Origin of the sequence: Ralstonia pickettii (assembly GCF_030582395.1) — a bacterium.
GTDB classification, from domain to species: Bacteria; Pseudomonadota; Gammaproteobacteria; order Burkholderiales; family Burkholderiaceae; genus Ralstonia; species Ralstonia pickettii_D.
In genome coordinates this window covers 2,401,392-2,425,004 of the sequence record NZ_CP104381.1, presented here as the reverse complement: position 1 = coordinate 2,425,004, position 23,613 = coordinate 2,401,392, and the positions used below count along the sequence as shown (strand labels likewise).

Genomic DNA, 23,613 nt, shown 5'->3' with positions numbered 1-23,613 from the left:
CGCCATGACAGAAAATTTCAAAGCGCCGATGAAGACGCGCGCCGCGCTGTACGGCTTCCTGATCCTTGCGATCTTCGCGCCGTTCATCGTGGGAGCCGCAGGTGGCAACTACTGGGTGCGCGTGCTGGACTTCGCACTGCTGTACATCATGCTGGCCCTGGGCCTGAATATCGTGGTGGGCTTTGCCGGCCTGCTCGACTTGGGCTACATCGCGTTCTACGCGGTGGGTGCCTACATGATGGCGTTGCTGGGTTCGCCGCACCTGACCAACCAGTTCGAGTGGATCCACAACCTGTTCCCCAATGGGCTGCACCTCATCGTCTGGTGGGTGATTCCGCTAGGTGCCGGGCTGGCGGCGCTGTTCGGCATTCTGCTGGGCACGCCGGTGCTGAAGCTGCGCGGTGACTACCTCGCCATCGTGACGCTGGGCTTTGGTGAAATCATCCGTATCTTCATGAACAACCTCGACCGACCGGTGAACATCACCAACGGTCCGAAGGGCATCAACCTGATCGAGCCGGTCAAGATCTTCGGTTTCGACTTCTCGAAGCGCCACGATTTCTTCGGCATCCGCTTCGACTCGGTCTACATGTACTACTACCTGTTCGTGATCCTGGCGGCGATCATCATCATCGTGTGCCTGCGGTTGCAGAACTCGCGTATCGGTCGCGCATGGGTTGCGCTGCGTGAAGATGAAATCGCCGCCAAGGCGATGGGCATCAACACCCGCAACATCAAGCTCCTGGCCTTTGCGATGGGTGCGTCGTTCGGTGGTGTGTCGGGTGCGATGTTCGCCTCGTTCCAGGGCTTCGTGTCGCCGGAATCGTTCGTGCTGTGGGAGTCGATCTACATCCTGGCGATCGTGGTGCTGGGCGGTATGGGCCATATCCCGGGCGTGATCCTGGGCGGCATTCTACTGGTCGGCTTCCAGGAGTTGCTGCGTGCGCTGGCCGAGCCGGTGCAGAACAAGCTGTTTGGCCATGTGATCGTGGAAGCGGAAGTGCTTCGTCAGCTGCTGTTCGGCCTGGCGATGGTGGTGGTGATGCTGTATCGCCCTGCGGGCCTGTGGCCCTCGCCGCGCAAGGAAGACCGTCCGCAAAAGCAGCGGGCTGGTGGACTGTCCCGTATCTGAAGGAGGCACGCACATGAGCAACAACAACGTCCTCCTCTCGATTCGAGGAGTCCAGAAGCGTTTCGGCGGCCTGCAAGCGCTGTCCGATGTGAGCCTGGAAATTCGCGAAGGCGAAATCTACGGTCTGATTGGCCCGAACGGCGCCGGCAAGACTACGTTCTTCAACGTCATCACGGGCCTGTACACGCCTGACGCAGGCGAGTTTGTGCTGGGCGGCACGCCCTACCAGCCGACCGCTGTGCACGAAGTGGCCAAGGCCGGCATTGCTCGCACGTTCCAGAACATCCGCCTGTTTGGCGACATGACCGCGGCGGAAAACGTCATGGTGGGCCGCCACGTGCGCACCAAGGCGGGCCTGATCGGCGCGGTGTTCCGCACCAAGGCGGCACGCGAGGAAGAGCAGTCGATCGAAGACTGGGCGCATGACCTGCTGGACTATGTCGGCATCGGCAAGTACGCCAATTACACGGCGCGCAACCTGTCGTATGGCCACCAGCGTCGTCTGGAAATCGCCCGTGCCCTGGCCACGCAGCCCAAGCTGCTGGCCCTGGACGAGCCGGCCGCCGGCATGAACGCCACGGAGAAGGTGGAACTCCGCGGCCTGCTCGACAAGATCCGTTCCGACGGCAAGACCATCCTGCTGATCGAGCACGATGTGAAGCTGGTGATGGGCCTGTGCAACCGCCTGACCGTGCTGGATTACGGCAAGGTGATCGCACAAGGCCTGCCACATGAAGTGCAAAGCAACCCGGCCGTGATCGAGGCCTACCTCGGCGCGTCAGCGCACTGACGCAGAGGAACGGAATATGAAACCAGTAATGTTGAAGATCGACAGCCTGAAGGTCGCATACGGCGGCATCCAGGCGGTCAAGGGCGTGGATCTGGAGATTCGCGAAGGTGAGCTGGTCACGCTGATCGGTGCCAACGGCGCCGGCAAGACGACCACCATGAAGGCCATCACCGGCCTGCAGGGCTGGGCCGGCGGTGACGTGCAGTATCTGGGCAAGTCCATCAAGGGCGTGCCGAGCTACAACCTGCTCAAGCAGGGTCTGGCGATGGTGCCAGAAGGCCGCGGCGTGTTCGCGCGCATGACCATCGTCGAGAACCTGCAGATGGGTGCCTTCACGCGCAACGACGAGGCCAACATCAAGGCCGACATCGACCGCATGTTCGGCATCTTCCCGCGCCTGAAGGAACGTGCAAACCAGCTGGCCGGCACGATGTCGGGCGGCGAGCAGCAGATGCTGGCCATGGCGCGTGCGCTGATGAGCCAACCGAAGCTGCTGCTGCTGGACGAGCCGTCGATGGGTCTTTCTCCGATCATGGTGGAAAAGATCTTCGAGGTCGTGCGCGACATCTCGGCGCAAGGGGTGACCGTGCTGCTCGTTGAGCAGAACGCGCGCCTCGCTCTGCAGGCAGCGCACCGCGGCTACGTGATGGACTCCGGTCTCATCACCATGAGCGGCGATGCCAAGCAGATGCTGGACGACCCGAAGGTGCGTGCAGCCTACCTGGGCGAGTAAGCACCCTCAAGCACCACGAGAAAGCCCCGCAATTGCGGGGCTTTTTCTTTCGCGCGCGACCCGCGTTTCAGGCAGAAGCCGCCGTGTAGATATTCGGCCGATGCAATTGCATGAACCCGACACCCTCCTGCAAATCGGCAAAGCCGTGTTTGCGATAAAGCCAGTCGGCGCCCGTTGTTACGAGCACTGTGCGGCGCAGCGTCTGCAGGTCGGGGTGCTCGCGCAGGAAGTCCATCAAAGCGTGTGAGATGCCTTTCCCGCGCATCGCCGGCAGCACGAACACATCGCACAGGTATGCGAACGTCGCCCGATCGGTAATGACGCGCGCAAAACCAACAAGCTCCCCATGTGAGCCATCGCCGTTCAGCCGATAAGCGGCGAAGCAGAGCGAATTTGCAACCGATCGGTCGAACACATCGCGCGGCAGGCCGCGGGCCCAGAACGTCTCCTGTGACAGGAAGTTGTAGATATCGTCCAGCGGAAGCCACGCGGAATCATCGGACAACACGATCCCCGTGTCCGGCACTTCTCGCGTCACGGCCATGGCAAACCTCGGAGTGGGAACAGGGGTATAGGGCGATGCAGGGCGACGCATTGCGCGCCGCCCCAGGGTATGCAGTACGCCTTAGGCGTGCGCCTTCAGCAACGTGCGCAGCATGCCGATCATCGTGTCGATCTCTTCGGGCGTCACGTTGAGCGCAGGCATGAAGCGCAGGATGTTCGGGCGCGGAGCATTCAGCAGCAGGCCCGTCGGGTTCATCTCGCGAGCGGCCTCGACCAGTTGGCCGCCGATGTCCTTGCCGAGCAGCAGCGCGCGCAGCAGGCCGTTACCGCGCTCGCCGGCCAGGCCAAACTCGTCGCTCAGCTTGAGCAGTTGCGTGCGCAGATAGGTGCCGCGTTCCTGCACGCCCGCCAGGAAGCCCGGCGCCAGCAGTTGCTCGATCACCGAGCAGCCGACGGCCGTCATCAGCGGGTTGCCGTTGTAGGTGCCGCCCTGGTCGCCGGCCTCGAAGCTGGCGACTTCATCCGTGCACAGCAGGGCCGAGAGGGGCACGCCACCGCCGATGCCTTTGCCGAGCGTCATGATGTCCGGCTCGATGTTCGAGAGCTGGTAGGCGAAGAGCGTGCCGCAGCGGCCGCAACCGGCCTGCACTTCATCAACGATCAACAGGATCTTGTGCTTCTTGGTCAGCGCGCGCAGCTGCTGCATGAACTCGGGCGTGGCCGGCAGCACGCCGCCTTCGCCTTGCACGGGCTCAAGCATCACGCCGACAGTCTCGTCGGTGATGAGCGCTTCCACCGACGCGATGTCGTTCAGGATGGCTTTCGGGAAGCCCGGCACCTGCGGCGCGAAGATGGTGTCCCAGCCGGCCTTGCCCGATGCGCTCATGGTGGCGAGCGTGCGGCCGTGGAAGCTGTGGTCGAACGTGATGATCTGGAACGCGCCGTTCTTATGCTTCTTGCCCCACTTGCGGGCCAGCTTGATGGCGCCTTCGTTGGCTTCGGCGCCGCTGTTGGCGAAGAACACCTTGTCGAAGCAGCTGTGCGCCGTCAGCAGGCCGGCCAGCTTGGCCATCGGCTCGTTGTAGAACGCCGGGCTCGGGTTGATCAGCTTACGGGCCTGCGCGTTCAGCGCTTCGATCATGCCGTCGTTGGAGTGGCCGAGGCAGTTGACGGCCCAGCCTTGTACGAAGTCCAGGTAGCGCTTGCCGTTGTGGTCCGTCAGCCACGAGCCCTTGCCTTCGGTGAAGACGATCTCGGGCCGGTTGGTGATGTACATCAGGGACTGGACGGGGTAGTCAGCAAACGCCATGGCAAAGCTCCAGAAAAAGGCGGCAGGAAGATGAAAAACCGAAAAAACGCGCGTTGGAAAAAGACAAAGGCCACGGGGGGCGCCCCGTGGCCTTGTGATCGTCGAATCTTGTGAACCCGATATGCAATCAGCAGACAGCCGCGTGGCTTCCCGGAGGGAGCAACGTGCGGCGGCGTCGGAGATGCAGGGCTTGGTTCATAAGGCGGAAGAATAAGACGGATGCCAAGTCAAGTCAAAACGAAATTTTGACCCTGTTTGGATTTGTGCAACGTCAGCCGGCCGGATGTAGGTCGGCCTCTGAGGTGAAGGAATCGGCGAAAAACGCGTCCGGATGCATTCCGCATTGGGCGGCGAAGTCCGTACGCGCCGAGTTGATCACCACAGGCGCGCCGCAGGCGTAGACCTCATGACCCGACAGATCTGGGTGGTCGGCCATCACCGCTTGGTGCACGAAGCCGGTGCGGCCCGTCCAAGCGTCTTCCGGCAGGGCGTTGGAGACGACCGGCACGTAGGTGAAGTTGGGCAGCGTGCGCGCCCATTCTTCGGCCTTGGCGTGCATGTACAGGTCTTGCGGGCGACGCCCGCCCCAGTACAGCGTCATCGGCCGCGTGCTGCCGATGAACTGCGCATGCTCGACGATGGCCTTGATGGGCGCGAAACCGGTGCCCGAGGCCAGCAGGATGATCGGCTTGTCGGATTCTTCACGCAGGAAGAAGCTGCCCAGCGGGCCCTCGAAGCGCAGGATGTCGCGCTCTTTCATGGCCGGGGCGCCTTCCTTGGCGCCGAATACGTAGTCGGTAAAGGCGCCGCCCGGCATGTGGCGGATGTGCAGCTCGATCGGGCCGTCGTCGTGCGGCGGGTTGGCAATCGAGTAGCTACGGCGCTTGCCGTCGCGCAGGAGGAATTCCACGTACTGCCCGGCCAGAAATTGCATACGCTCGGTGGCAGGCAGTTGCAGCTTGACGATGGTGACGTCCGGCGCGGCCTTTTCCAGCGACGCGACGCGGCACGGGATCTTCTTGATGGGGACATCGCCGGCGCCGTGCACTTCGCGCACTTCGATGGTGACGTCGGTGGCCGGCGTGGCACAGCAGAACAGCGCGCGGCCTTCGGTGGCCTCCTGGGCGGTCAGCGCGTTGGGCGAGTGGTTGCCCTGGACGACAGAGCCTTCGCGCACATGGCCCTTGCACGAGCCGCACGCGCCGTTCTTGCAGCCGTATGGCAGGCCGATGCCCTGGCGCAGCGCCGCTGCAAGGATGGTCTCGCCGTCTTCGGCCTGGAACTGGCGGCCGCTGGGCAGCACGTTGATCTGATAAGCCATACTACAATCCGAATATGTTGAAAAGAGTGTCTGGTCGCCCGTCTGGGCATGCAATGGTGGTCAATCCGGCAGCACGGCCGATGATGAATCAGTCAGTCGCTCGGCCATCCAAACCTGCGCCACGCCTGGGACTTCCACGCGTGCTGATCGTCGGCTGCGGCGATGTCGGGCAACGCTGCCTGACATTGCTCCGCACGCGTTTTCGCGTCTTTGCCGTCACCTCGCGTCTCGAAGGCCGCGCTGCGTTGCGCGAAGCGGGTGCCGTGCCGATTGTCGCCAATCTCGACGATGCCGCGTCGTTGCGCCGCCTGCGCGGCTTAAGCCCTCGCGTGCTGCATCTGGCACCGCCGCCTGCTGTTGGCGACGATGATCCGCGTACTGCTGCGCTACTGCACACGCTGGCGCAACCGTCTCCGGATTCCCGCGCTACAAAACCACGCATTTTACCCGAGCGGGCGCGCAGGTCGGGTGGCCTCACTGGCCGCTTGAAAACCCCCCTCCAAGCACGCGCGTTCGTGTATGCCAGCACCAGCGGCGTCTACGGCGATGCGGGCGGTGCCTGGGTCGACGAATCCCGGCCCGTGAAACCGAGCACCGCCCGTGCACAACGCCGCGTCGCCGCCGAACGCCGCGTGCGCTGGTTCGGTGCGGGCGGCGCTTGGCGCACGTCGATTTTGCGTATTCCCGGCATCTATGCAGCGGACCGGCTGCCCGTTGCCCGGCTCGAACGCGGAACGCCTGCGTTGCGCGCGCAGGACGATGTCTACACCAACCACATCCACGCCGATGACCTGGCGCGCGCGGTCATTGCCGCGCTGTTCCGGGGGAGACCGCAGCGCATCGTGCATGCCACCGACGCATCGGAGCTGCGCATGGGCGATTACTTTGACGCCGTGGCCGACGCGCGCGGCTTGCAGCGCCCGCCGCGCATTTCCCGTGCGGAGGCCCTCCAGCAGATCGAGCCGGCGCTGCTGTCCTTCATGAGCGAATCGCGCCGGCTGCGCAATACACGGCTTGCGCGCGAGTTGCGTGTGGCGCTGCGCTACCCGACGGTGGCGGATTTCCTGAGCAGCGAGGCCTGACGTGAAGGCGCCTGGGCCCGCCTCTGCAACCTTGTCGCACGGAGCCCGGCTGCGCGCGGCGCGCTGGGGGCTTTGGCTGTCTGCGGTGCTGGTGGGCGTGGGCGTCTCGTGGTTTGCCGCCTGCTTCGTGGCCGACACGATGAGCGCACGCGACATGCAGCAAATGGTCGAGGCGCGGCGCCAGCTTGCCGCCCAGGTGGCGGAGGGGATGTCGAGCCAGATCACGGCCGACGTGGCCTTGCTGCGCGCGCTGCCGCAGACGCTGGCGCAGATCGACGCCATCCCGCGCGCGGTGCAGCGCGTCGATACCCGGCGCTGGAATCTGATGGACCAGGGCTCGCGTGCCGAACAGGCGATGTCACACCCGGAAGTGGTCGACATCGACGCATTCCTGAACGCCACCGCCGGCAATCTCGGGCTGGACTACGTATGGGTCGTGAACCAGAACAATTACGTGGTGCTGGCCAATAACGCCGGCCGTGCCGATTCGCTCGTCGGCGTGCAGTCGAGCATGCAGCCTTATATGAAGGAGGCATTGCTGGGCGGCCTGGGCGAGCAGTTCACCGTCGGGCGGGTGACGGGCCTGCCGGGCCTGTTCTTCGCCGCGCCGGTGTATGACGCCGGTGGTTACCTGGTCGCGGTCATGGGCACCAAGGTAAGTCTGTCACGGTTGCAGCATTGGGTGTCGCACCCGACATCGCTGGTGACCGATCCGAACGGTTTGATCATTTTGTCCACGGATGCGTCGCTGGTGGGCAAGATCCTCCCGGATGCGCGCCTGCAGCGCATGGGCGCCACCGACCGCTACAACGCTTACCAGCGCGTCGACTTTGAGCCCTGGCCGTATCAGCCTAGCGCAAAGGCGCATCACGACGTGCCCAGCTGGGTGCCGGCCGAAGTGCGCGATGCGCTGGCCTGGCGCGAGGGCAGTGCGATGCCATCGCTCACCGTGTCGCGCAATGCGAGCGCAGACCTCACCGTCGTCGTGGCCGAGCCGCTGCCGGGGTGGAGCCAGCAGATCGCCAACCACGCGCGCAATCGCATGATTGGCTTTGTGCTGTTCGTGAGCGTGCTGGCGACGTTCGTGCTGGTGGCGTGGTCTTTGGTGCGCGAGCGGCAGCACCACCGCGTGACGCGCCATCTGAACCAGCGACTGCAGCGCACCAACAGCGCGCTCGCCAACGAGGCGCATTTCGACCATCTGACGGGCGTGCTGACACGCCGCCGCTTCCTGGCGCTGTTCGATACGGTGCTCACGCGTTCCCACAACCGCGCCGAACCGCTCGTGCTCGTGCTGGCCGACCTGGATCATTTCAAGCGCATCAACGACACGTGGGGCCACGCTGTGGGGGATATGGCGCTGCAGCGCTTTGCGTCGCTTGCCACGGGCGTACTGCGCAGCAGTGACTTGGTCGGGCGCTTGGGCGGCGAGGAATTTGCCATGGTGATGGGCCGCACCACGCTTGAAACCGCCACCGAGGTGGCGGAGCGCCTGCGTACGGCGGTGGCCGAGACCGATGAGAGTTTCCCGACGGGGCTGTCGATGACCGTCAGCATGGGCATGACGGTCTGCCGGCCGGGCGATACTGCCTCGGAGATGCTCAAGCGCGCCGATCTGGCGCTGTATCGCGCCAAGGAAACCGGGCGCAACCGGCACGTGGCCGGCTGAGACTAGCGCGCGACGCGGCTTGCGCGCCGGCGGCGAAGTGCGAGCTGCGTGCGCGTGCCCGACAGCGGCACGCGGCGGAAGCGCTCGCGGCGCTGTTCCTCATCAAAAAATGCCAGCGAAGGTTTGACGAGGTCGCTGCGCGAAACAATGCCCACCAGCGCGCGCGATTGCGAATCGGCCACCACCGGCAGCCGCTCCAGCCCATGCACTGCCAAGCGGGTGGCGACGATACGGCAGGTCTCCCCGGGCAACGCCATCACGGGGGCATTCGCACCAAACAACTCGGCCACGGCGACGGCACCACGCTTCTGGCCTGCCAGCAGCGCATCGCGGTCGAGCATGCCGACCAAGGTGCGATTCGGCCCACCTTGCACCACTGGAAACGCACGGTGCGCCTGCTGTTCACCAAAGCGGCTGGCGAGTGTGTCGGCCAGCGTGGCGTGTGCGTCGATGGTCTGCACGGATCGCGTCATCACCTCTTGCACCGCGTGACGCTCCAGTGGGTCGACGGCGTATTCGCGATAGATGTGGAAGCCGCGCCGTGCGATTTTCTCGGTCATGATCGAGCGCGGCATGGTCAGCACGACAAAACCGTAGGACACCGCCACCGCCAGCAGGATCGGCAGCAGCGCGTTCACATCGTGTGTGAGCCCGAAGGCGAAGACGATGGCTGTGAGCGGGGCGCCCAGGACGCCGGCCAGCATGGCCGCCATGCACACGAGCGGCCACAGGCCCGGGTCGCCGCCGGGGAGCACCGGGCCGATCAACACCCCCAAGCCGGCGCCCATCATCAGCAGCGGGGCAAGCACCCCGCCAGACGTGCCCGAGCCCAGCGCGATCACCCAGATGATGGCCTTGACCACCAGCAGCGCCAGCGCCACGCGGATGGCGAGATGGTTGTGCAGCAAATCCCCGATGACGTCGTAGCCGACGCCCAGCGCACGCGGCTCGAAATAGCCGCCAATGCCCACCACCAGGCCACCGATGGCCGGCCACCACATCCAGTGGATCGGCAGGCGGCCGAACAGATCTTCGGTCTTGTACAACGCCATCGACAGCGAACGCGCCAGCGCGCCGCACAGCAACCCGGCGACCACGCACGAGCCCAGCGCAGGCAGCGTCGCAGGCGCGGTGTCCAGTGGAAAGAGGGGGCCGGGTTCCAACACCAGCACACGCAGGAAGCCCGCCACGGCGCACGCCACCGCCACGGGGAGCATGCTGCGCGGGCGCCACTCGAACAACAGCAGTTCCACCGCCAGCAGCAGCGCGGCCACCGGCGTGCCAAACACGGCCGTCATGCCTGCCGTGGCGCCGGCCACCAGCAGTGTCTTGCGCTCGGCGGCCGTCAGCTTGAAAAATTGCGCGAACAGCGAGCCGATCGCGCCGCCCGTCATGATGATCGGGCCTTCCGCGCCAAACGGGCCACCGCTGCCGATCACGATGCCCGACGACAGCGGCTTGAGCACCGCCACCTTCGGCGACATCTTGCTCTTGCCGAACAGGATGGCTTCGATGGCCTCGGGAATGCCGTGGCCGCGGATCTTCTCCGAACCGAAGCGCGCCATCAGCCCGACGATCAGCCCACCGATGAGCGGTACCGCAATCACCCAGGCGCCCAGCGTGTTGGCGGCCGGCGAGCGGTCCGCCAGCGACAACGTCTGGAAGAAGAACAGGTTGGTGAAGAAGCGGATCAGGTTGAGCAGCGCAACGGCGGCCAATGTGGCAAACGCCGCGATGACGACGGCCAGCGCCGTGGTGCGGAACAGCGTGGTATCGGTTGCAAAGTCGCGCCGATGGGGTGTGTGTTCAACGGTGTGCATGAGGTTACTGCTCGGCGGGCGGTTCGACGGGTTGATCGAGGTGCGGAAGCTTGAACGCGCGTCTGAAGGCCGACAGCTCACTCTGGTGCAGCCCGGCCAGCAGCGTGACGAGGTGATCACCCTTCCTGGAGAGATGGACTTCCACCTGGCGCGCGTCGGTGTCGCTCGATCGACGTTCGACCAGGCCCGCTTCTTCACAGCGTGTGATGAGCGCCGCCGTGCCATGCGGCGCGGCCTGCAGGCGCTCGGCCAGTTCGCCAACGGTGGCCCATTCGCGCCCGGCATAGCCTTTCACGTGGAGCAGCAGCTGATACTGCAACGGCGTGATGCCCTTGGCGTGGATCAGGTCTTCAGAGGCGCGCAGGAAGCGGCGCAGGTGGTAGCGGAAATCAGAGAGGTTCTCGAAATCCTGTTTGGACAAAGGTCGGGCTGGCGCAGACATGGCGAAATCAAACGGTTCGGGCCGGAATATATCATGGCGTGACATATCTGGGAAAGCCTGCCGTGCGGCTGTGTGGCCGACCTTGAGTGCATTCCGGGGCGCACGGATTGTTGATTGCCAATCAAGACTGTTTCGTGGGCGGGCGGGTTTTTCCGCACAGGCGGAACCTCCACACTGCCATCCATGGTCATTACGCCGGTCGTGGACGCTCGCTGCTGCGCCGTCGCCTTGGCGCACGCGCCGGACGCATTGCATTTCCGCCGAAATCGTCGCCCGCTTGCTGAAACGTTTGCGGAAATCGCGGCAGAGGGTCTGCCCGCTTTCCATTCTTCTACTTTGGAGTGCATCGCATGAACCCCAACCACACCTCTGCCGAGCCCACTCGCAACAGCCCGACGCTGCCGCTGCTCGCGCTTGCCGCTGGCGCCTTTGGCATCGGCACCACCGAGTTTTCGCCGATGGGCTTGCTGCCCGTGATTGCCGACGGCGTGCATGTATCGATTCCGCAGGCTGGCATGCTGGTCAGCGCGTATGCGATCGGGGTGATGGTCGGCGCGCCGATCATGACGCTGCTGCTCGCACGCTGGCCACGGCGCAAGGCGCTGATTGCGCTGATGAGCATCTTCACCATCGGCAACCTGCTGTCAGCCGTTGCGCCGGACTACACGACGCTGCTGCTCGCGCGGCTCGTCACCAGCCTCAATCACGGCGCGTACTTCGGGCTGGGATCGGTGGTTGCCGCCAGCCTCGTACCGCGCGACAAGCAGGCCAGCGCCGTCGCAACGATGTTCATGGGCCTGACGATCGCCAACGTTGGGGGCGTGCCGGCTGCGACTTGGCTCGGCCAACTGATCGGCTGGCGCATGTCGTTTGCCGCCACGGCAAGCCTCGGCCTGATCGCCATTGCGGGTCTGATTACCGCGTTGCCGAGGGGCGATGCCGGCAAGATGCCCAACCTTCGCGCCGAACTCGCGGTCCTGACGCGTCCCGTCGTGCTGGGCGCGCTTGCCACCACGGTGCTCGGCGCGGGCGCGATGTTCACGCTCTACACGTATGTTGCGCCGACGCTTGCGCAACTGACCGGCGCCTCGCCGGCATTCGTGACGGCGATGCTGGTGCTGATCGGCATCGGTTTTTCGATTGGCAACATGGCCGGCGGCCGCCTGGCAGATCGCTCGCTCGACGGCAGCCTGATCGGCTTTCTGTTGCTGCTGATCGTGACGATGCTCGCGTTCCCCGTGCTCGCCAAGACGCACATCGGTGCGGCCGCCGCGTTGCTGGTGTGGGGCATCGCCACCTTCGCGGTCGTACCGCCGCTGCAGATGCGCGTGATGCGTGCCGCAGCTGAGGCACCGGGGCTTGCATCGTCCGTGAACGTGGGCGCGTTCAACCTCGGCAACGCGCTGGGCGCAGCAGCGGGCGGCGCCGCCATCTCCGCAGGACTGGGCTATGCGGCGGTGCCGATTGTCGGCGCAGTGATCGCCGCGGCAGGCCTTGCGCTGGTGGTTCTGCAGGTCGTGCAGCGCCGGGCGCGCCTTGCGATGAACCCCTGATTCGATTTCCCCTTGGAGCACACGATGAACAAGATTCCCGCTTTCGGCCTCGGCACGTTTCGCCTGAAGGGCCGGGCTGTCATCGACTCGGTCCGCAATGGCCTCGAACTCGGCTACCGCGTCATCGACACCGCCCAAATCTACGGCAATGAAGCGGAGGTAGGCGAGGCCATTGCCAGCTCCGGCGTGCGCCGCGAAGACCTGTTCCTGACGACCAAGATCTGGGTCGACAACTACGCCCGGAGCAAGCTGGTGACGAGTCTCGAAGACAGCCTCACCAAGCTGCGCACCGATTACGTCGACCTCACGCTCATCCATTGGCCGGCGCCCAACAACGGCGTGTCGCTCGAAGAATTCATGACCGCGCTGGCCGAAGCGAAGGCTCGGGGTTTGACGCGCGAGATCGGCGTCTCGAACTTCAACATCGCCCTGACGCAGCAGGCGATTGCGGTGGCTGGCAAAGACGCCATCGCCACCAACCAGATCGAACTGAGCCCGTATCTGCAAAATCGCAAGCTCGTCGAATTTCTGCAGCGCGAGGGCATCCACGTCACGTCGTACATGACGCTCGCCTACGGCAAGGTGCTGGGCGATCCGGTGATCGGCGCGATCGCACAGCGGCACGAAGCGACGCCGGCGCAGGTCGTGCTGGCGTGGGCGATGCAGTTGGGCTACTCGGTGATCCCGTCGTCAACCAAGCGAGAGCATCTTGCGAGCAACCTGCGCGCGCAAACGCTGCACCTGACGGACGAAGACATGGCTCAGATTGCCGGGCTTGAGCGCAACGGCCGCGAGGTTTCACCAGACGGGCTCTCGCCGCAGTGGGATTGAGCACCGCGCCACCAGCGCAATAGAAAAAGCCGCTCCGAAGAGCGGCTTTTTTCACGTGGATCGCGCGCTGGGCCCGTGTTGCATCAGTCGTCCAGTTGCGACAGGTCGCGCACCGCGCCCTTGTCCGCCGACATGACCAACTTGGCGTACGCCTTGAGTGCGGCCGATACCTTGCGCGGACGCGGCTGCGCGGGCTTCCAACCCTTGGCGTTCTGCTCTTCGCGGCGTCGTGAGAGTTCTTCGTCCGACACCAGCACGTTGATCGTGCGGTTGGGGATGTCGATGCGGATCTTGTCGCCGTTGCGCACCAGGCCGATCGCGCCGCCTGCAGCCGCTTCCGGCGAACAGTGCCCGATCGACAGCCCCGACGTACCACCCGAGAAGCGGCCGTCCGTCAGCAGCGCACAGGCTTTGCCCAGGCCCTTGGACTTGATGTAGCTGGTCGGGTACAGCATTTCCTGCATGCCGGGGCCGCCCTTCGGGCCTTCGTAGCGCACGACCACCACGTCGCCGGCTTTGACCTTGTCGGCCAGGATGTCCGCGACCGCTTCGTCCTGCGATTCCGTCACGTGCGCCGTGCCTTCGAACACGAGGATGCTTTCATCCACGCCGGCGGTCTTCACCACGCAGCCGTCCAGCGCGATGTTGCCCCTCAGCACGGCCAGGCCGCCTTCCTTCGAGAACGCATGCTCGTTCGAGCGGATGCAGCCCTCGGCGCGGTCCAGGTCCAGGCTCGGCCAGCGCGTGTTCTGGCTGAACGCGACCTGCGTCGGGATACCCGCCGGGCCGGCACGGTAGAAGGTCTGCACGGCTTCATCCGACGTGCGGACGATGTCCCACTGGTCCAGCGCGTCCTTCAACGTGGGCGCGTGCACGGTGGGTGCGTCGGTGTGCAGCTTGCCGGCGCGGTCCAGCTCACCCAGGATGGCCATGATGCCGCCGGCGCGGTGCACGTCTTCGATGTGGTACTTGTTCGTGTTCGGCGCGACCTTGCACAGCTGCGGCACGACGCGCGAAAGGCGGTCGATGTCCGCCATCGTGAAGTCGATCTCCGCTTCCTGCGCGATGGCCAGCAGGTGCAGGATCGTGTTGGTCGAGCCGCCCATCGCGATGTCGAGCGTCATGGCGTTCTCAAATGCCTTGAAGCCGACCGAGCGCGGCAGCACGCGCTCATCTTCCTGCTCGTAGTATTGGCGGGCGAGTTCAACGATGCGGCGGCCGGCGCGCTTGAAGAGCTGCTCGCGGTCTGCGTGCGTGGCGACCACGGTGCCGTTGCCCGGCAGCGACAGGCCGAGCGCTTCGGTCAGGCAGTTCATCGAGTTGGCCGTGAACATGCCCGAGCACGAACCGCAGGTCGGGCACGCCGAGCGCTCGACTTCCGCCACTTCCTCGTCGGAATACTTGCTGTCGGCCGCGATCACCATCGCGTCGATCAGATCCAGCTTCTTGATTTCGATGGCTTTGGTGACGGGGTTGGCCAGGCGCGTCTTGCCCGCTTCCATCGGGCCGCCCGAGACGAAGATCACCGGAATGTTCAGGCGCATGGCGGCCATCAGCATGCCCGGGGTGATCTTGTCGCAGTTGGAGATGCAGACCATGGCATCGGCGCAGTGCGCGTTGACCATGTATTCAACCGAGTCGGCAATGATGTCGCGGCTGGGCAGCGAATACAGCATGCCGTCGTGGCCCATGGCGATGCCGTCGTCCACGGCGATTGTGTTGAATTCCTTGGCAACCCCGCCCGCGGCTTCGATTTCACGCGCGACGAGCTGCCCCAGGTCTTTCAGGTGCACATGGCCGGGAACAAACTGGGTGAACGAATTGACCACCGCGATGATGGGCTTCTGGAAGTCTTCGTCTTTCATGCCGGTGGCGCGCCAGAGCGAGCGTGCCCCCGCCATGTTGCGGCCGGCGGTGGAGGTTTTGGAACGGTATGCGGGCATTTTGGGTGCTGAAGAATGTCGATGGTGGGGCGGGCCACGCGGATAAAGGCCCTCGCGCGCCCGTGCGATCAACCTCTTGAGCCGCGCCCGGGGCAAAACCGCCATTATCCCACGCCGCGCGGGGCGTGTTGCCGGCTGCCGTTGCGTTGCCGGGCGTCCAATGAAAAAGCCGCTTCTGCGTGAACAGAAGCGGCTTGAATTCTGGTGCCCGAGGCCGGAATCGAACCGGCACGCCTTGCGGCGGGGGATTTTGAGTCCCCTGCGTCTACCAATTTCACCACTCGGGCAGGTGCTGATGAGCCGGCAATTATGCCAGAAGTCCGGCCATCCGAACAAGGCGGGCCGAAAGGCGCTCAATCGGTCTGCTGCTTGTTCTGCTGCTCGAGCACGCGCAGCAGCGACGCCGTATCGTCATACCCCCAGCCGTTGGCCACCAGCGTATTGAGCTGCGAAGCCACCAGTTCCATCGCCGGCATCTGCAGGCCGAGTTCCTGGGCGATCTCGCGCACCAGGCCGAAATCCTTGTCGTGCAGGCGCGCTTCGATGCCGGCGGCAAAGTTGCGCTCGGCCATCTTGGGCCCTTCCAGGTCGAGCATGCGGCTGCCCGCAAAGCCCGGGCCGATGGCAGCCAGCACACGCGACGGGTCGGTCCCCTGGGCGCGCGCAAACAGCATGGCTTCGGCAATGCCCTGGATATTGATGACCTGCACGATCTGGTTGCACGCCTTGGCGACTTGGCCTGCACCGTGGCCGCCGACGTGCGTGATCGTCGTGCCCAGCAGTTGCAGCAGCGGCCGCACGCGTTCCAGCACATCGGCCTTGCCGCCAACCATGATCGACAGCGTGGCCTTCTGCGCGCCTGCGGTGCCGCCTGAGACCGGCGCATCCAGGAACTCCAGTCCCGCCGCTTCCAAATCGGCCGCGATCCGGCGCGTGGCCACGGCGGAGATCGTGCTGTGATCGATGCACACGGCACCACGCGGCGCGCCATGGATGACACCATCCGGCCCCAGCAGCACGCTTTCCACATCGGCCGTGGACGTCACGTTGGTGAAGATGACCTCCGCATCGCGCGCCGCTTCAGCGGGGGTGTTGCAGGGCTCGGCGCCGAGGGCGCGGGCGTTGTCGGCGGCTTCCGGACGGCGCACATAGGCGCGCACGGTGTGCCCGGCGGCAATCAGGTGTTGGACCATCGGCGTGCCCATGTTGCCGAGGCCGATGAAGGCAATGCGTGTCATGGCGAATCTCTGCGTGTTGACTTAGCGCGGGCCGGCGTATGCGAAACGGCCGTTCTTGATGATGCCCATCACGCGCGAACGTTGGTCGAAGCCTTGGTGATCCTGGGCATTCAGGTTCAGCACGCCGTTGGGCACGGTCAGATCGCGCGTCGTTTCCAGCGCGTCGCGCAGGGCGGCGCGGAAGGCGGGGGTGCCTGGCTGGTCGCCAGTCTTGAGCGCCCGCGCCGCGGCGTTGTCGAGCAACTGCCACGCGCCCCATGCGTCGCCCGCAAATTGCGTGACGGTGTTGGGGCCGTACTTGGCCTCATAGCGATCAGCAAATTCCACTGCAACCTTGCGCACCGGGTGGCTGGCCGGCAGCTCGCGCGCCACGACCACGGGGCCGGTCGGGAAGAGCGTGCCTTCCACATCCTTGCCGCCCACCTTCAGGAATTCGGTGCTGGCGATGCCGTGTGTCTGGTAAATGCGGCCCTTGTAGCCGCGCTCCACCAGCGTGCGTTGGGGCAGGGCGGCGGGGGTGCCGGCCCCGGCAATCAGGATGGCGTCGGGCTTGGCCGCCATCAGTTTGAGAATCTGCCCCGTCACGCTGGTATCCGTGCGCGCAAATCGCTCGTTGGCCACCACGCGCAACTTGCGCACGTCGGCCAGCTTCGAGAATTCACGCCACCAGCTCTCGCCATACGCATCCGTAAAGCCGATGAAGCCGACGGTGTGCACGCCGTTGTCGGCCATGTGCTGGGTGACGAGTGTGGCCATCTGCGAATCGTTCTGCGGCATCTTGAAGGCCCAGCGGCGCTTGGCGTCCTGCGGTTCGACGATGGAGGCAGATGCTGCCAGCGTGACCATCGGCGTTTGCCCTTCGGCCACGGCATCGAGCGAGGCCAGCGCCGTCGGCACGATCGTCGGGCCAACAATCACGTCCACCTTGTCTTCGGCGATCAGCTTGCGCACGTTGCGCACCGCCATCGACGGGTCGGAGGCGTCGTCCAGCACGATGACCTGCGCGCGCTGACCGCCGATGGTCGCCGGCCACATCTGCACGGTGTTCTTGCTGGGAATGCCGATGGCGGCGGCGGGGCCGGTGGTCGACAGGACCACGCCCACGCGAATGTCGGCGCGGGTGGGCAGGGCAAGTGCAGCAACGCTGGCGAAGAGGGCCATGCCGCACAGCAGGCGACGTCGGGTCGTCATGAAGTCTCCGGGAAGTTCAGGCATTGCGAATGCGGGCGAATCACAGCTCGTATGCTTCGTGATCGCCCGACATGAGTTGTTCGACCAGCTTGCGCGTCAGCGTTGGCGCAAACAGCTCGATGAAGGTGTAGACGAAGCCGCGCAGGTACGCGCCTTGTTTGACGCCCAGGTGCGTGACGTTGGTGCCGAACAGGTGGCCGGCCGGAATGGCGCGCAGGTTGCGATCGCGCTCGGCGTCAAATGCCACGCCGGCCACGATGCCCACGCCCAGGCCCACTTCCACGTAGGTCTTGATGACGTCCGCGTCGATGGCTTCGAGCACGATATCGGGCTTGATCTGGCGCAGTTCGAACGCGTGGTCGATTTTGGGCCGGCCGGCAAAGTGGTGGTCGTACGTGATGATCGGATAACCCTTCAGGTCGTCCAGCGTCAGGTGCTGGCGCGACAGAAGCGGGTGGTCAGGCGGCGTCACCACCACATGCTGCCACTGGTAGCCCGGGATCGAGATCAGATCCTTCACGTGCGACATGCCTTCGGTGGCGATGGCGATGTCGGCCTGGTCGTGCAGCACCATCTCGGCGATCTGCGCGGGCGTGCCCTGCTGAATGGAAAGGCGCACCTTGGGATATTTGCGCGTGAACTCGGCGATGGCCTTGGGCAGCGCGTAGCGCGCCTGCGTGTGTGTGGTCGCGATGGTGAAGTTGCCCTGGTCCTGTGCGGCGTAGTCCTTGCCGACACGCTTGAGGGTTTCAACTTCTTCGAGCACGCGCTCGACGGAGGCGAGGATGCGCCGCCCCGGCTCTGTGAGACCCCGGATGCGCTTGCCGTGACGGGTGAAGATATCGACGCCCAGTTCCTCTTCCAGCTCGATGATGGCTTTTGAGACACCCGGTTGTGATGTATAGAGCGCTTTTGCGGCCTCTGTCAGGTTGAATTTCTGCCGCACGGCTTCGCGCACGAAGCGGAATTGGTGGAGGTTCATGGCTGCGCGGTCAATAAGAAGAACAGGTGCGAACTGAACGCTACTTATAACCGACACCATATAAACAAACAATTTTTTATTGGTTTGGGATATGAGGCCAGTTCATTACGATGCTCGAACTTCGTGATAACACGCCCTCACTGTCCCTGCGCCATGACGCTTGCCTATACGATTTCCGGTCTGCTGGTCGGCCTCCTGGTCGGCCTGACGGGCGTTGGCGGCGGCTCGCTGATGACGCCGCTGCTGACGCTGATGTTCGGCTTTTCGCCGGCGACCGCGGTGGGCACGGACCTGGCATTCGCTTCGCTGACCAAGGGCGCGGGCACGATCGCGCATCGCAGCCACGGTCATATCCGCTGGGACATCGTCAAGCGCCTCTGCCTGGGCAGCCTGCCGGCGGCGCTGGTGACCGTGATCGTGCTGAAGAGCGCCGGCAACCTCGACGCTGAATGGATGCACGTGATTCGCCTGACGATTGGCGTGTCGGTCATCCTGACCGTGATTTCGCTGTTGTTCCGTCAGCGCGTGCTGGGGTGGTTGGCTCGCAACCCGCGCTATCGACTGCAAGGCACGGCGCTGGCCGCAGCCACCGTTCTCGTTGGCGCGGTGCTGGGCGTGCTGGTGACGGTGTCGTCCATCGGTGCCGGTGCCGTGGGTGCGACGCTCATCCTGATCCTGTATCCCGAATTGAAGAGCGCCGAAGTGGCCGGCACCGACATCGCCTATGCCGTGCCGCTGACCGCCGTGGCGGGCCTGGGCCATATGTACCTGGGCACCATCGACTGGAACCTGCTTGCGTCGCTGCTGGTGGGCTCCATCCCGGGTATCTGGCTGGGCGCGCGCCTGTCCAAGAATCTGCCGGAACGTCTGGTGCGCGGCGCGCTAGCCGCCACGCTGACGATCACGGCCATCAAGCTGGTGTCGTGATGCGTGAATTCATGCCGGCGCCGCTTGATTGCCGCTGTTGTCGTTGAGACGACAGCAGCGCCATAACGAACGCATTCCCCCAATTGAATCGCACGCCGGCCCAGCCGGATTGGACTGAACAGTCATGTACCAATACGACGCTTACGATCACCGCCTCGTCGCCGACCGCGTTGCGCAGTTCCGCGACCAGGTGCGCCGCCGTATCGCGGGCGAACTGACCGAAGAAGAGTTCCTGCCGCTGCGCCTGCAGAATGGTCTGTACTACCAGCGCCACGCCTATATGTTGCGTGTGGCGATTCCGTACGGCCACCTGCGCGCCAACCAGATGCGCATGCTCAGCCATATCGCGGCGGAGCACGACCGCGGCTACGGCCACTTCAGCACGCGCCAGAACATCCAGTACAACTGGATCGAGCTGGAGCAGGTGCCGGACATCCTGGCCAAGCTGGCCTCGGTCGAAATGCACGCCATCCAGACCTCGGGCAACTGCATCCGCAACATCACAACCGACCAGTTTGCCGGTGTGGCGCCGGATGAGGTGATCGATGCGCGCCCGCTGGCGGAAATCCTGCGCCAATGGTCGACGTTCATCCCGGAGTTCGCGTTCCTGCCGCGCAAGTTCAAGATTGCTGTGTCGGCCTCGCGCCAAGACCGCGCCGTGACGCAGCTGCATGACATCGGCGTCTACGCCTATGAGAAGGACGGCCAGACGCTGCTGCGCATCCTCGCCGGCGGCGGCATGGGCCGGACCCCGATCCTGGGCGCGATCATCAAGGAAGACCTGCCGTGGCAGCACATGCTGTCGTACATCGAGGCCGCCGTGCGCGTGTACAACCGCTACGGCCGCCGCGACAACAAGTACAAGGCGCGCATCAAGATTCTCGTGAAGGCCATCGGCGCCGAAGAATTTGCGCGCCAGGTGGAAGAAGAGTGGCAGCACATCAAGGACGGCCCCTCGACCATCACGCAGGCCGAATTCGACCGCGTGGCGCAGTTCTTCGCGCCGCCCGCGTATGAAAAGCTGGCCGATACCGATGCCGGCTATGAAAAGGCGCTGCTGGAGAACAAGGCGTTCGCACGCTGGGTCAGCCGCAACGTGCATCCGCACCGCGTGCCGGGCTACGCCGCGGTCACGCTGTCGCTCAAGCCGGGCGCGGCGCTGCCCCCGGGCGATGCCACGGCCGAGCAGATGGCGCTGGTGGCGGATTGGTCGGAGCGCTTCGGCTTTGGCGAGGTGCGTGTCGCGCACGAGCAGAATCTGATCCTGCCGGACGTGAAGAAGCACGACCTGCTGGAGCTGTGGCAGTTGGCAAAGGAGCACGGCATGGCCACCGCCAACATCGGCCTGCTGACCGACATCATTGCGTGCCCGGGCGGCGATTTCTGCTCGCTGGCCAATGCCAAGTCGATTCCCATCGCGCAGGCGATTCAGGCGCGCTTCGACGATCTCGATTACGTGCACGACCTGGGCGAGCTGTCGCTCAACATCTCGGGTTGCATCAACTCGTGCGGTCACCACCACGTCGGCAACATCGGCATCCTGGGTGTCGATAAGCACGACGAAGAGTGGTACCAGGTGTCGCTGGGCGGCGCGCAGGGCAACGATTCGGCGATCGGCAAGATCATCGGCCCGTCGTTCAAGGCCGAAGAAATGCCCGACGTGATCGAGCGCATCATCGACACCTTTGTTGCAAACCGCACGGAAGACGAGCTGTTCATCGACACCTATCACCGCATCGGCATGACTCCGTTCAAGGAACGCGTCTACGCCCGTGCAGAAGCCTGAATGCCGAGGGAAACGAACATGAGCAAGATCATCAAGCTGCAAAACGGTGCCCCGCAAATCGTGGCTGACGAATGGACCGTGCTGCGCGCGCCGGAAGGCGGCGAACTGACGCAAGCCGATGTGGATGCCGCCGCGCACGCCATCGTGCCGCTGGCCTATTGGCAAGCCCACCGTGACGCGCTTCTCGGCCGCGCTCGCGCCGGCACGCTGGCCGTCTGGCTGGCTCCGGACGACGAGCCGTTCGCCCTGGAAGCTGACCTGCCGAACCTGTCGCTGGTGGCTGTGGACTTCCCGGTCTTCCGTGATGGTCGTGGCTACAGCACGGCGTTCCTGTTGCGCCAGCGCCTGGGCTTCACCCGTGAACTGCGCGCCATCGGCGACGTGCTGCGCGACCAGCTCGACTTCATGCGCCGTTGCGGTTTTGACGCCTACGCCGTGCGCGCAGACAAGAACATCGACGATGCACTGAACGGCTTCGGCGAGATCAGCGTGCGCTACCAAGGCGCCGTCGACGAGCCGCGTCCGTTGTTCCGCCGCGAGCGTGCCGTTCAGGAGGCCGCGTGAGCGACGTGCAAGACGTGAGCGTGTCGGAAGTGCCGGTGTCCGCAATCGGTCGCCCGGTGCTCTGGACGCGTCCGGCCTACACCGGCACGGCCGAAGCCCTGGCGGCGAAGGAAGCCGCGCTGTTCGAGCGCCTGGGTGAGATCGCCGCCAAGCACGGCGTGGCGAAGTTCGCCACCAGCCTGGCTGCAGAAGACATGGTCGTGACCGATGCGATCCTGCGCAGCCCCGAGGCCGTGCGCGCGCACCTGCCGATCTTTACGTTGCAGACGGGCCGTCTGCACGCCGAAACGCTGGAGATGCTCGATCGTGTTCGCACACATTACGGTTACGCCATCGAGCAGTACGCGCCGGACGCGCGCGCAGTGGAAGCCTATGTGCGCGACCACGGCCTCAACGCGTTTTACGACAGCATCGAACTGCGCAAGGCGTGCTGCAACATCCGCAAGGTGGTGCCGCTGAATCGCGCGTTGAAAGACGCGGACGCGTGGCTTACGGGCCAGCGCCGCGAGCAGGCCGTCACGCGTGCCGACCTGCCGTTTGCCGAAGATGACGAGGCCCGCGGCATCGCCAAGTACAACCCGCTGTTCGACTGGTCCGAGGCCGAAGTCTGGGCGTACCTCGAGCAGCACAACGTGCCCACCAACGCGCTGCACGACAAGGGCTATCCCAGCATCGGCTGCGAGCCTTGCACGCGCGCGGTGCGCGCCGGCGAGGATGTGCGCGCCGGCCGCTGGTGGTGGGAATCGCGCGACAGCAAGGAATGCGGTCTGCACGCGGCAAATGCGGTGACAAGTTCGGCGACGCACCCGTCGCAACAGAATTGAGCGAAAGCGAAGGAAGAATCATGGGAGTGATGAGCGAGATCCCGGGCACGGCTCTGACGCCGGTGCAGAACGAACACCTCGACTGGCTCGAAGCCGAGTCGATCTACATCATTCGTGAAGTGGTGGCCGAGTGCCGCAATCCGGCGCTGCTGTTTTCCGGCGGCAAGGATTCGATCGTCATGCTGCATCTGGCGCTCAAGGCCTTCCGTCTGGGTGACCGCAAGATCGAACTGCCGTTCCCGCTGGTGCACATCGATACGGGGCACAACTACCCGGAAGTAATCCAGTTTCGCGATCAGCGCGTTGCTGAACTCGGCGCGCGCCTGGTGGTGGGCCACGTGGAAGACTCCATCAAGCGCGGCACCGTGCGCCTGCGCAAGGAAACGGATTCGCGTAACGCCGCACAGGCTGTCACGCTGCTGGAAACGATCGAAGCGAACGGTTTCGATGCCCTGATGGGTGGCGCCCGTCGCGACGAAGAGAAGGCCCGTGCGAAGGAACGCATCTTCTCGTTCCGCGACGAATTCGGCCAGTGGGATCCGAAGGCGCAGCGCCCGGAACTCTGGAGCCTGTACAACGCCCGCATGGCGCAGGGCGAGCAGATGCGTGTGTTCCCGATCTCCAACTGGACGGAACTCGACGTGTGGCAGTACATCGCCCGCGAGAACCTCGGGCTGCCGCCGATCTACTACGCGCATCAGCGTGAAGTCGTGCGCAAGAACGGCCTGCTGGTGCCGGTTACGCCGATCACGCCCAAGGCAGATGGCGACGTGAGCGAAGTCCTGTCAGTGCGCTTCCGCACCGTGGGCGACATCAGTTGCACGTGCCCCGTGGCGAGCACGGCCGCCACGCCGGCCGAGATCATTGCCGAGACGGCCGTGACTGAAATCACCGAACGCGGCGCCACGCGCATGGACGACCAGACGAGCGAAGCCTCGATGGAAAAGCGCAAGAAGGAAGGGTATTTCTGAT

General features: G+C 64.7%; 21 protein-coding genes, 1 tRNA gene and 1 pseudogene. 13 read left to right on the top strand and 10 right to left on the bottom strand.

Translation table 11 applies throughout. The features are described from left to right. Positions 1-4 precede the first annotated feature (4 nt). From N5B55_RS11740 to N5B55_RS11730, 3 genes are read left to right on the top strand one after another with little or no spacing between them, the layout of a single operon-like run. Positions 5-1,132, top strand: coding sequence for an ABC transporter permease subunit (locus N5B55_RS11740; RefSeq protein WP_027680741.1), 1,128 nt, complete (start codon positions 5-7; stop codon positions 1,130-1,132). Positions 1,133-1,145: 13 nt separating this feature from the next. Then, positions 1,146-1,922: an ABC transporter ATP-binding protein gene (locus tag N5B55_RS11735; protein WP_009241299.1), complete on the top strand. Its 777-nt coding sequence runs from the start codon at positions 1,146-1,148 to the stop codon at positions 1,920-1,922. Between the two features lie 16 nt (positions 1,923-1,938). Beyond that, the gene (locus N5B55_RS11730) at positions 1,939-2,655 is read left to right on the top strand and encodes an ABC transporter ATP-binding protein (RefSeq protein ID WP_009241298.1); all 717 of its coding nucleotides are present in this window, start codon (positions 1,939-1,941) and stop codon (positions 2,653-2,655) included. Between the two features lie 67 nt (positions 2,656-2,722). Here N5B55_RS11730 and N5B55_RS11725 read toward each other — a convergent pair whose 3' ends face one another. The 3 genes from N5B55_RS11725 to N5B55_RS11715 form a co-directional block, all read right to left on the bottom strand. Continuing rightward, positions 2,723-3,199, bottom strand: a complete 477-nt coding sequence (locus tag N5B55_RS11725; protein WP_304538261.1) for a GNAT family N-acetyltransferase — start codon at positions 3,197-3,199, stop codon at positions 2,723-2,725. Between the two features lie 81 nt (positions 3,200-3,280). Next, positions 3,281-4,468, bottom strand: coding sequence for an acetylornithine transaminase (locus N5B55_RS11720; protein WP_154206707.1), 1,188 nt, complete (start codon positions 4,466-4,468; stop codon positions 3,281-3,283). A gap of 271 nt (positions 4,469-4,739) precedes the next feature. Further along, entirely contained in the window at positions 4,740-5,789 is a 1,050-nt protein-coding gene (locus N5B55_RS11715; RefSeq protein ID WP_065859954.1) for a CDP-6-deoxy-delta-3,4-glucoseen reductase, read from the bottom strand. A gap of 80 nt (positions 5,790-5,869) precedes the next feature. Here N5B55_RS11715 and N5B55_RS11710 point away from each other — a divergent pair, with 80 nt between their 5' ends. Both N5B55_RS11710 and N5B55_RS11705 read left to right on the top strand, forming a co-directional pair. After that, positions 5,870-6,871, top strand: a complete 1,002-nt coding sequence (locus N5B55_RS11710) for an NAD-dependent epimerase/dehydratase family protein (protein ID WP_304538260.1) — start codon at positions 5,870-5,872, stop codon at positions 6,869-6,871. A 1-nt stretch (position 6,872) separates the two neighbouring features. Further along, positions 6,873-8,540, top strand: coding sequence for a sensor domain-containing diguanylate cyclase (locus tag N5B55_RS11705; RefSeq protein WP_304538259.1), 1,668 nt, complete (start codon positions 6,873-6,875; stop codon positions 8,538-8,540). 2 nt (positions 8,541-8,542) lie between these two features. Here N5B55_RS11705 and N5B55_RS11700 read toward each other — a convergent pair whose 3' ends face one another. Beyond that, positions 8,543-10,360 (bottom strand): chloride channel protein, encoded by a 1,818-nt coding sequence (locus N5B55_RS11700; protein WP_304538258.1) that lies wholly within the window; start codon positions 10,358-10,360, stop codon positions 8,543-8,545. Positions 10,361-10,364: 4 nt separating this feature from the next. Continuing rightward, positions 10,365-10,802 carry a MarR family winged helix-turn-helix transcriptional regulator gene (locus N5B55_RS11695; protein ID WP_304538257.1) on the bottom strand — a complete coding sequence of 146 codons (438 nt, stop codon included), beginning with the start codon at positions 10,800-10,802 and terminating at the stop codon, positions 10,365-10,367. A gap of 249 nt (positions 10,803-11,051) precedes the next feature. Here N5B55_RS11695 and N5B55_RS11690 point away from each other — a divergent pair. The 3 genes and pseudogenes from N5B55_RS11690 to dkgB form a co-directional block, all read left to right on the top strand. Further along, positions 11,052-11,156, top strand: a pseudogene (locus tag N5B55_RS11690) (LLM class flavin-dependent oxidoreductase); the annotation flags it as partial. After that, on the top strand, positions 11,153-12,355 hold the full coding sequence (locus tag N5B55_RS11685) for an MFS transporter (RefSeq protein WP_304538256.1): 1,203 nt from the start codon (positions 11,153-11,155) through the stop codon (positions 12,353-12,355). The pseudogene N5B55_RS11690 and the gene N5B55_RS11685, both read left to right, overlap by 4 nt. Before the next feature lie 24 nt (positions 12,356-12,379). Beyond that, on the top strand, positions 12,380-13,186 hold the full coding sequence (gene dkgB / locus N5B55_RS11680) for a 2,5-didehydrogluconate reductase DkgB (RefSeq protein WP_304538255.1): 807 nt from the start codon (positions 12,380-12,382) through the stop codon (positions 13,184-13,186). 83 nt (positions 13,187-13,269) lie between these two features. On the opposite strand, the gene ilvD is transcribed toward dkgB, so the two are convergent. From ilvD to N5B55_RS11655, 5 genes are all read right to left on the bottom strand, one after another. Further along, positions 13,270-15,129 (bottom strand): dihydroxy-acid dehydratase, encoded by a 1,860-nt coding sequence (gene ilvD, locus N5B55_RS11675; RefSeq protein WP_178960549.1) that lies wholly within the window; start codon positions 15,127-15,129, stop codon positions 13,270-13,272. A 202-nt stretch (positions 15,130-15,331) separates the two neighbouring features. Further along, positions 15,332-15,416: transfer RNA gene (locus N5B55_RS11670), tRNA-Leu, on the bottom strand. A 66-nt stretch (positions 15,417-15,482) separates the two neighbouring features. Further along, a complete protein-coding gene (locus N5B55_RS11665) occupies positions 15,483-16,367 on the bottom strand; it encodes an NAD(P)-dependent oxidoreductase (protein WP_304538254.1) in 885 nt (294 codons plus the stop codon). A gap of 21 nt (positions 16,368-16,388) precedes the next feature. After that, on the bottom strand, positions 16,389-17,558 hold the full coding sequence (locus tag N5B55_RS11660) for an ABC transporter substrate-binding protein (RefSeq protein ID WP_304538253.1): 1,170 nt from the start codon (positions 17,556-17,558) through the stop codon (positions 16,389-16,391). Between the two features lie 40 nt (positions 17,559-17,598). Further along, positions 17,599-18,540 carry a CysB family HTH-type transcriptional regulator gene (locus N5B55_RS11655; RefSeq protein ID WP_012762606.1) on the bottom strand — a complete coding sequence of 314 codons (942 nt, stop codon included), beginning with the start codon at positions 18,538-18,540 and terminating at the stop codon, positions 17,599-17,601. Between the two features lie 153 nt (positions 18,541-18,693). On the opposite strand from N5B55_RS11655, the gene N5B55_RS11650 reads away from it, so the two are divergent. From N5B55_RS11650 to cysD, 5 genes are all read left to right on the top strand, one after another. Further along, positions 18,694-19,467, top strand: coding sequence for a sulfite exporter TauE/SafE family protein (locus N5B55_RS11650; RefSeq protein ID WP_065859946.1), 774 nt, complete (start codon positions 18,694-18,696; stop codon positions 19,465-19,467). A gap of 124 nt (positions 19,468-19,591) precedes the next feature. Further along, positions 19,592-21,253, top strand: a complete 1,662-nt coding sequence (locus tag N5B55_RS11645; RefSeq protein WP_304538252.1) for a nitrite/sulfite reductase — start codon at positions 19,592-19,594, stop codon at positions 21,251-21,253. Between the two features lie 18 nt (positions 21,254-21,271). Beyond that, positions 21,272-21,817 carry a DUF934 domain-containing protein gene (locus N5B55_RS11640; RefSeq protein WP_012762603.1) on the top strand — a complete coding sequence of 182 codons (546 nt, stop codon included), beginning with the start codon at positions 21,272-21,274 and terminating at the stop codon, positions 21,815-21,817. Further along, positions 21,814-22,641 (top strand): phosphoadenylyl-sulfate reductase, encoded by an 828-nt coding sequence (locus tag N5B55_RS11635; RefSeq protein ID WP_304538251.1) that lies wholly within the window; start codon positions 21,814-21,816, stop codon positions 22,639-22,641. The genes N5B55_RS11640 and N5B55_RS11635 overlap by 4 nt, the downstream gene beginning before the upstream one ends. A gap of 20 nt (positions 22,642-22,661) precedes the next feature. Further along, positions 22,662-23,612 carry a sulfate adenylyltransferase subunit CysD gene (gene cysD / locus N5B55_RS11630; protein WP_065859943.1) on the top strand — a complete coding sequence of 317 codons (951 nt, stop codon included), beginning with the start codon at positions 22,662-22,664 and terminating at the stop codon, positions 23,610-23,612. The last annotated feature ends 1 nt before the right edge of the window (position 23,613 follow it).

What these genes read in the sequence shown, in the direction of transcription:
- N5B55_RS11740 (WP_027680741.1), top strand. Translation starts at nt 5, where the DNA reads ATGACAGAAAATTTCAAAGCGCCGATGAAGACGCGCGCCGCGCTGTAC.
- N5B55_RS11735 (WP_009241299.1), top strand. Translation starts at nt 1,146, where the DNA reads ATGAGCAACAACAACGTCCTCCTCTCGATTCGAGGAGTCCAGAAGCGT.
- N5B55_RS11730 (WP_009241298.1), top strand. Translation starts at nt 1,939, where the DNA reads ATGAAACCAGTAATGTTGAAGATCGACAGCCTGAAGGTCGCATACGGC.
- N5B55_RS11725 (WP_304538261.1), bottom strand. Translation starts at nt 3,199, where the DNA reads ATGGCCGTGACGCGAGAAGTGCCGGACACGGGGATCGTGTTGTCCGAT.
- N5B55_RS11720 (WP_154206707.1), bottom strand. Translation starts at nt 4,468, where the DNA reads ATGGCGTTTGCTGACTACCCCGTCCAGTCCCTGATGTACATCACCAAC.
- N5B55_RS11715 (WP_065859954.1), bottom strand. Translation starts at nt 5,789, where the DNA reads ATGGCTTATCAGATCAACGTGCTGCCCAGCGGCCGCCAGTTCCAGGCC.
- N5B55_RS11710 (WP_304538260.1), top strand. Translation starts at nt 5,870, where the DNA reads ATGATGAATCAGTCAGTCGCTCGGCCATCCAAACCTGCGCCACGCCTG.
- N5B55_RS11700 (WP_304538258.1), bottom strand. Translation starts at nt 10,360, where the DNA reads ATGCACACCGTTGAACACACACCCCATCGGCGCGACTTTGCAACCGAT.
- N5B55_RS11695 (WP_304538257.1), bottom strand. Translation starts at nt 10,802, where the DNA reads ATGTCTGCGCCAGCCCGACCTTTGTCCAAACAGGATTTCGAGAACCTC.
- N5B55_RS11685 (WP_304538256.1), top strand. Translation starts at nt 11,153, where the DNA reads ATGAACCCCAACCACACCTCTGCCGAGCCCACTCGCAACAGCCCGACG.
- dkgB (WP_304538255.1), top strand. Translation starts at nt 12,380, where the DNA reads ATGAACAAGATTCCCGCTTTCGGCCTCGGCACGTTTCGCCTGAAGGGC.
- ilvD (WP_178960549.1), bottom strand. Translation starts at nt 15,129, where the DNA reads ATGCCCGCATACCGTTCCAAAACCTCCACCGCCGGCCGCAACATGGCG.
- N5B55_RS11665 (WP_304538254.1), bottom strand. Translation starts at nt 16,367, where the DNA reads ATGACACGCATTGCCTTCATCGGCCTCGGCAACATGGGCACGCCGATG.
- N5B55_RS11660 (WP_304538253.1), bottom strand. Translation starts at nt 17,558, where the DNA reads ATGACGACCCGACGTCGCCTGCTGTGCGGCATGGCCCTCTTCGCCAGC.
- N5B55_RS11655 (WP_012762606.1), bottom strand. Translation starts at nt 18,540, where the DNA reads ATGAACCTCCACCAATTCCGCTTCGTGCGCGAAGCCGTGCGGCAGAAA.
- N5B55_RS11650 (WP_065859946.1), top strand. Translation starts at nt 18,694, where the DNA reads ATGACGCTTGCCTATACGATTTCCGGTCTGCTGGTCGGCCTCCTGGTC.
- N5B55_RS11645 (WP_304538252.1), top strand. Translation starts at nt 19,592, where the DNA reads ATGTACCAATACGACGCTTACGATCACCGCCTCGTCGCCGACCGCGTT.
- N5B55_RS11640 (WP_012762603.1), top strand. Translation starts at nt 21,272, where the DNA reads ATGAGCAAGATCATCAAGCTGCAAAACGGTGCCCCGCAAATCGTGGCT.
- cysD (WP_065859943.1), top strand. Translation starts at nt 22,662, where the DNA reads ATGGGAGTGATGAGCGAGATCCCGGGCACGGCTCTGACGCCGGTGCAG.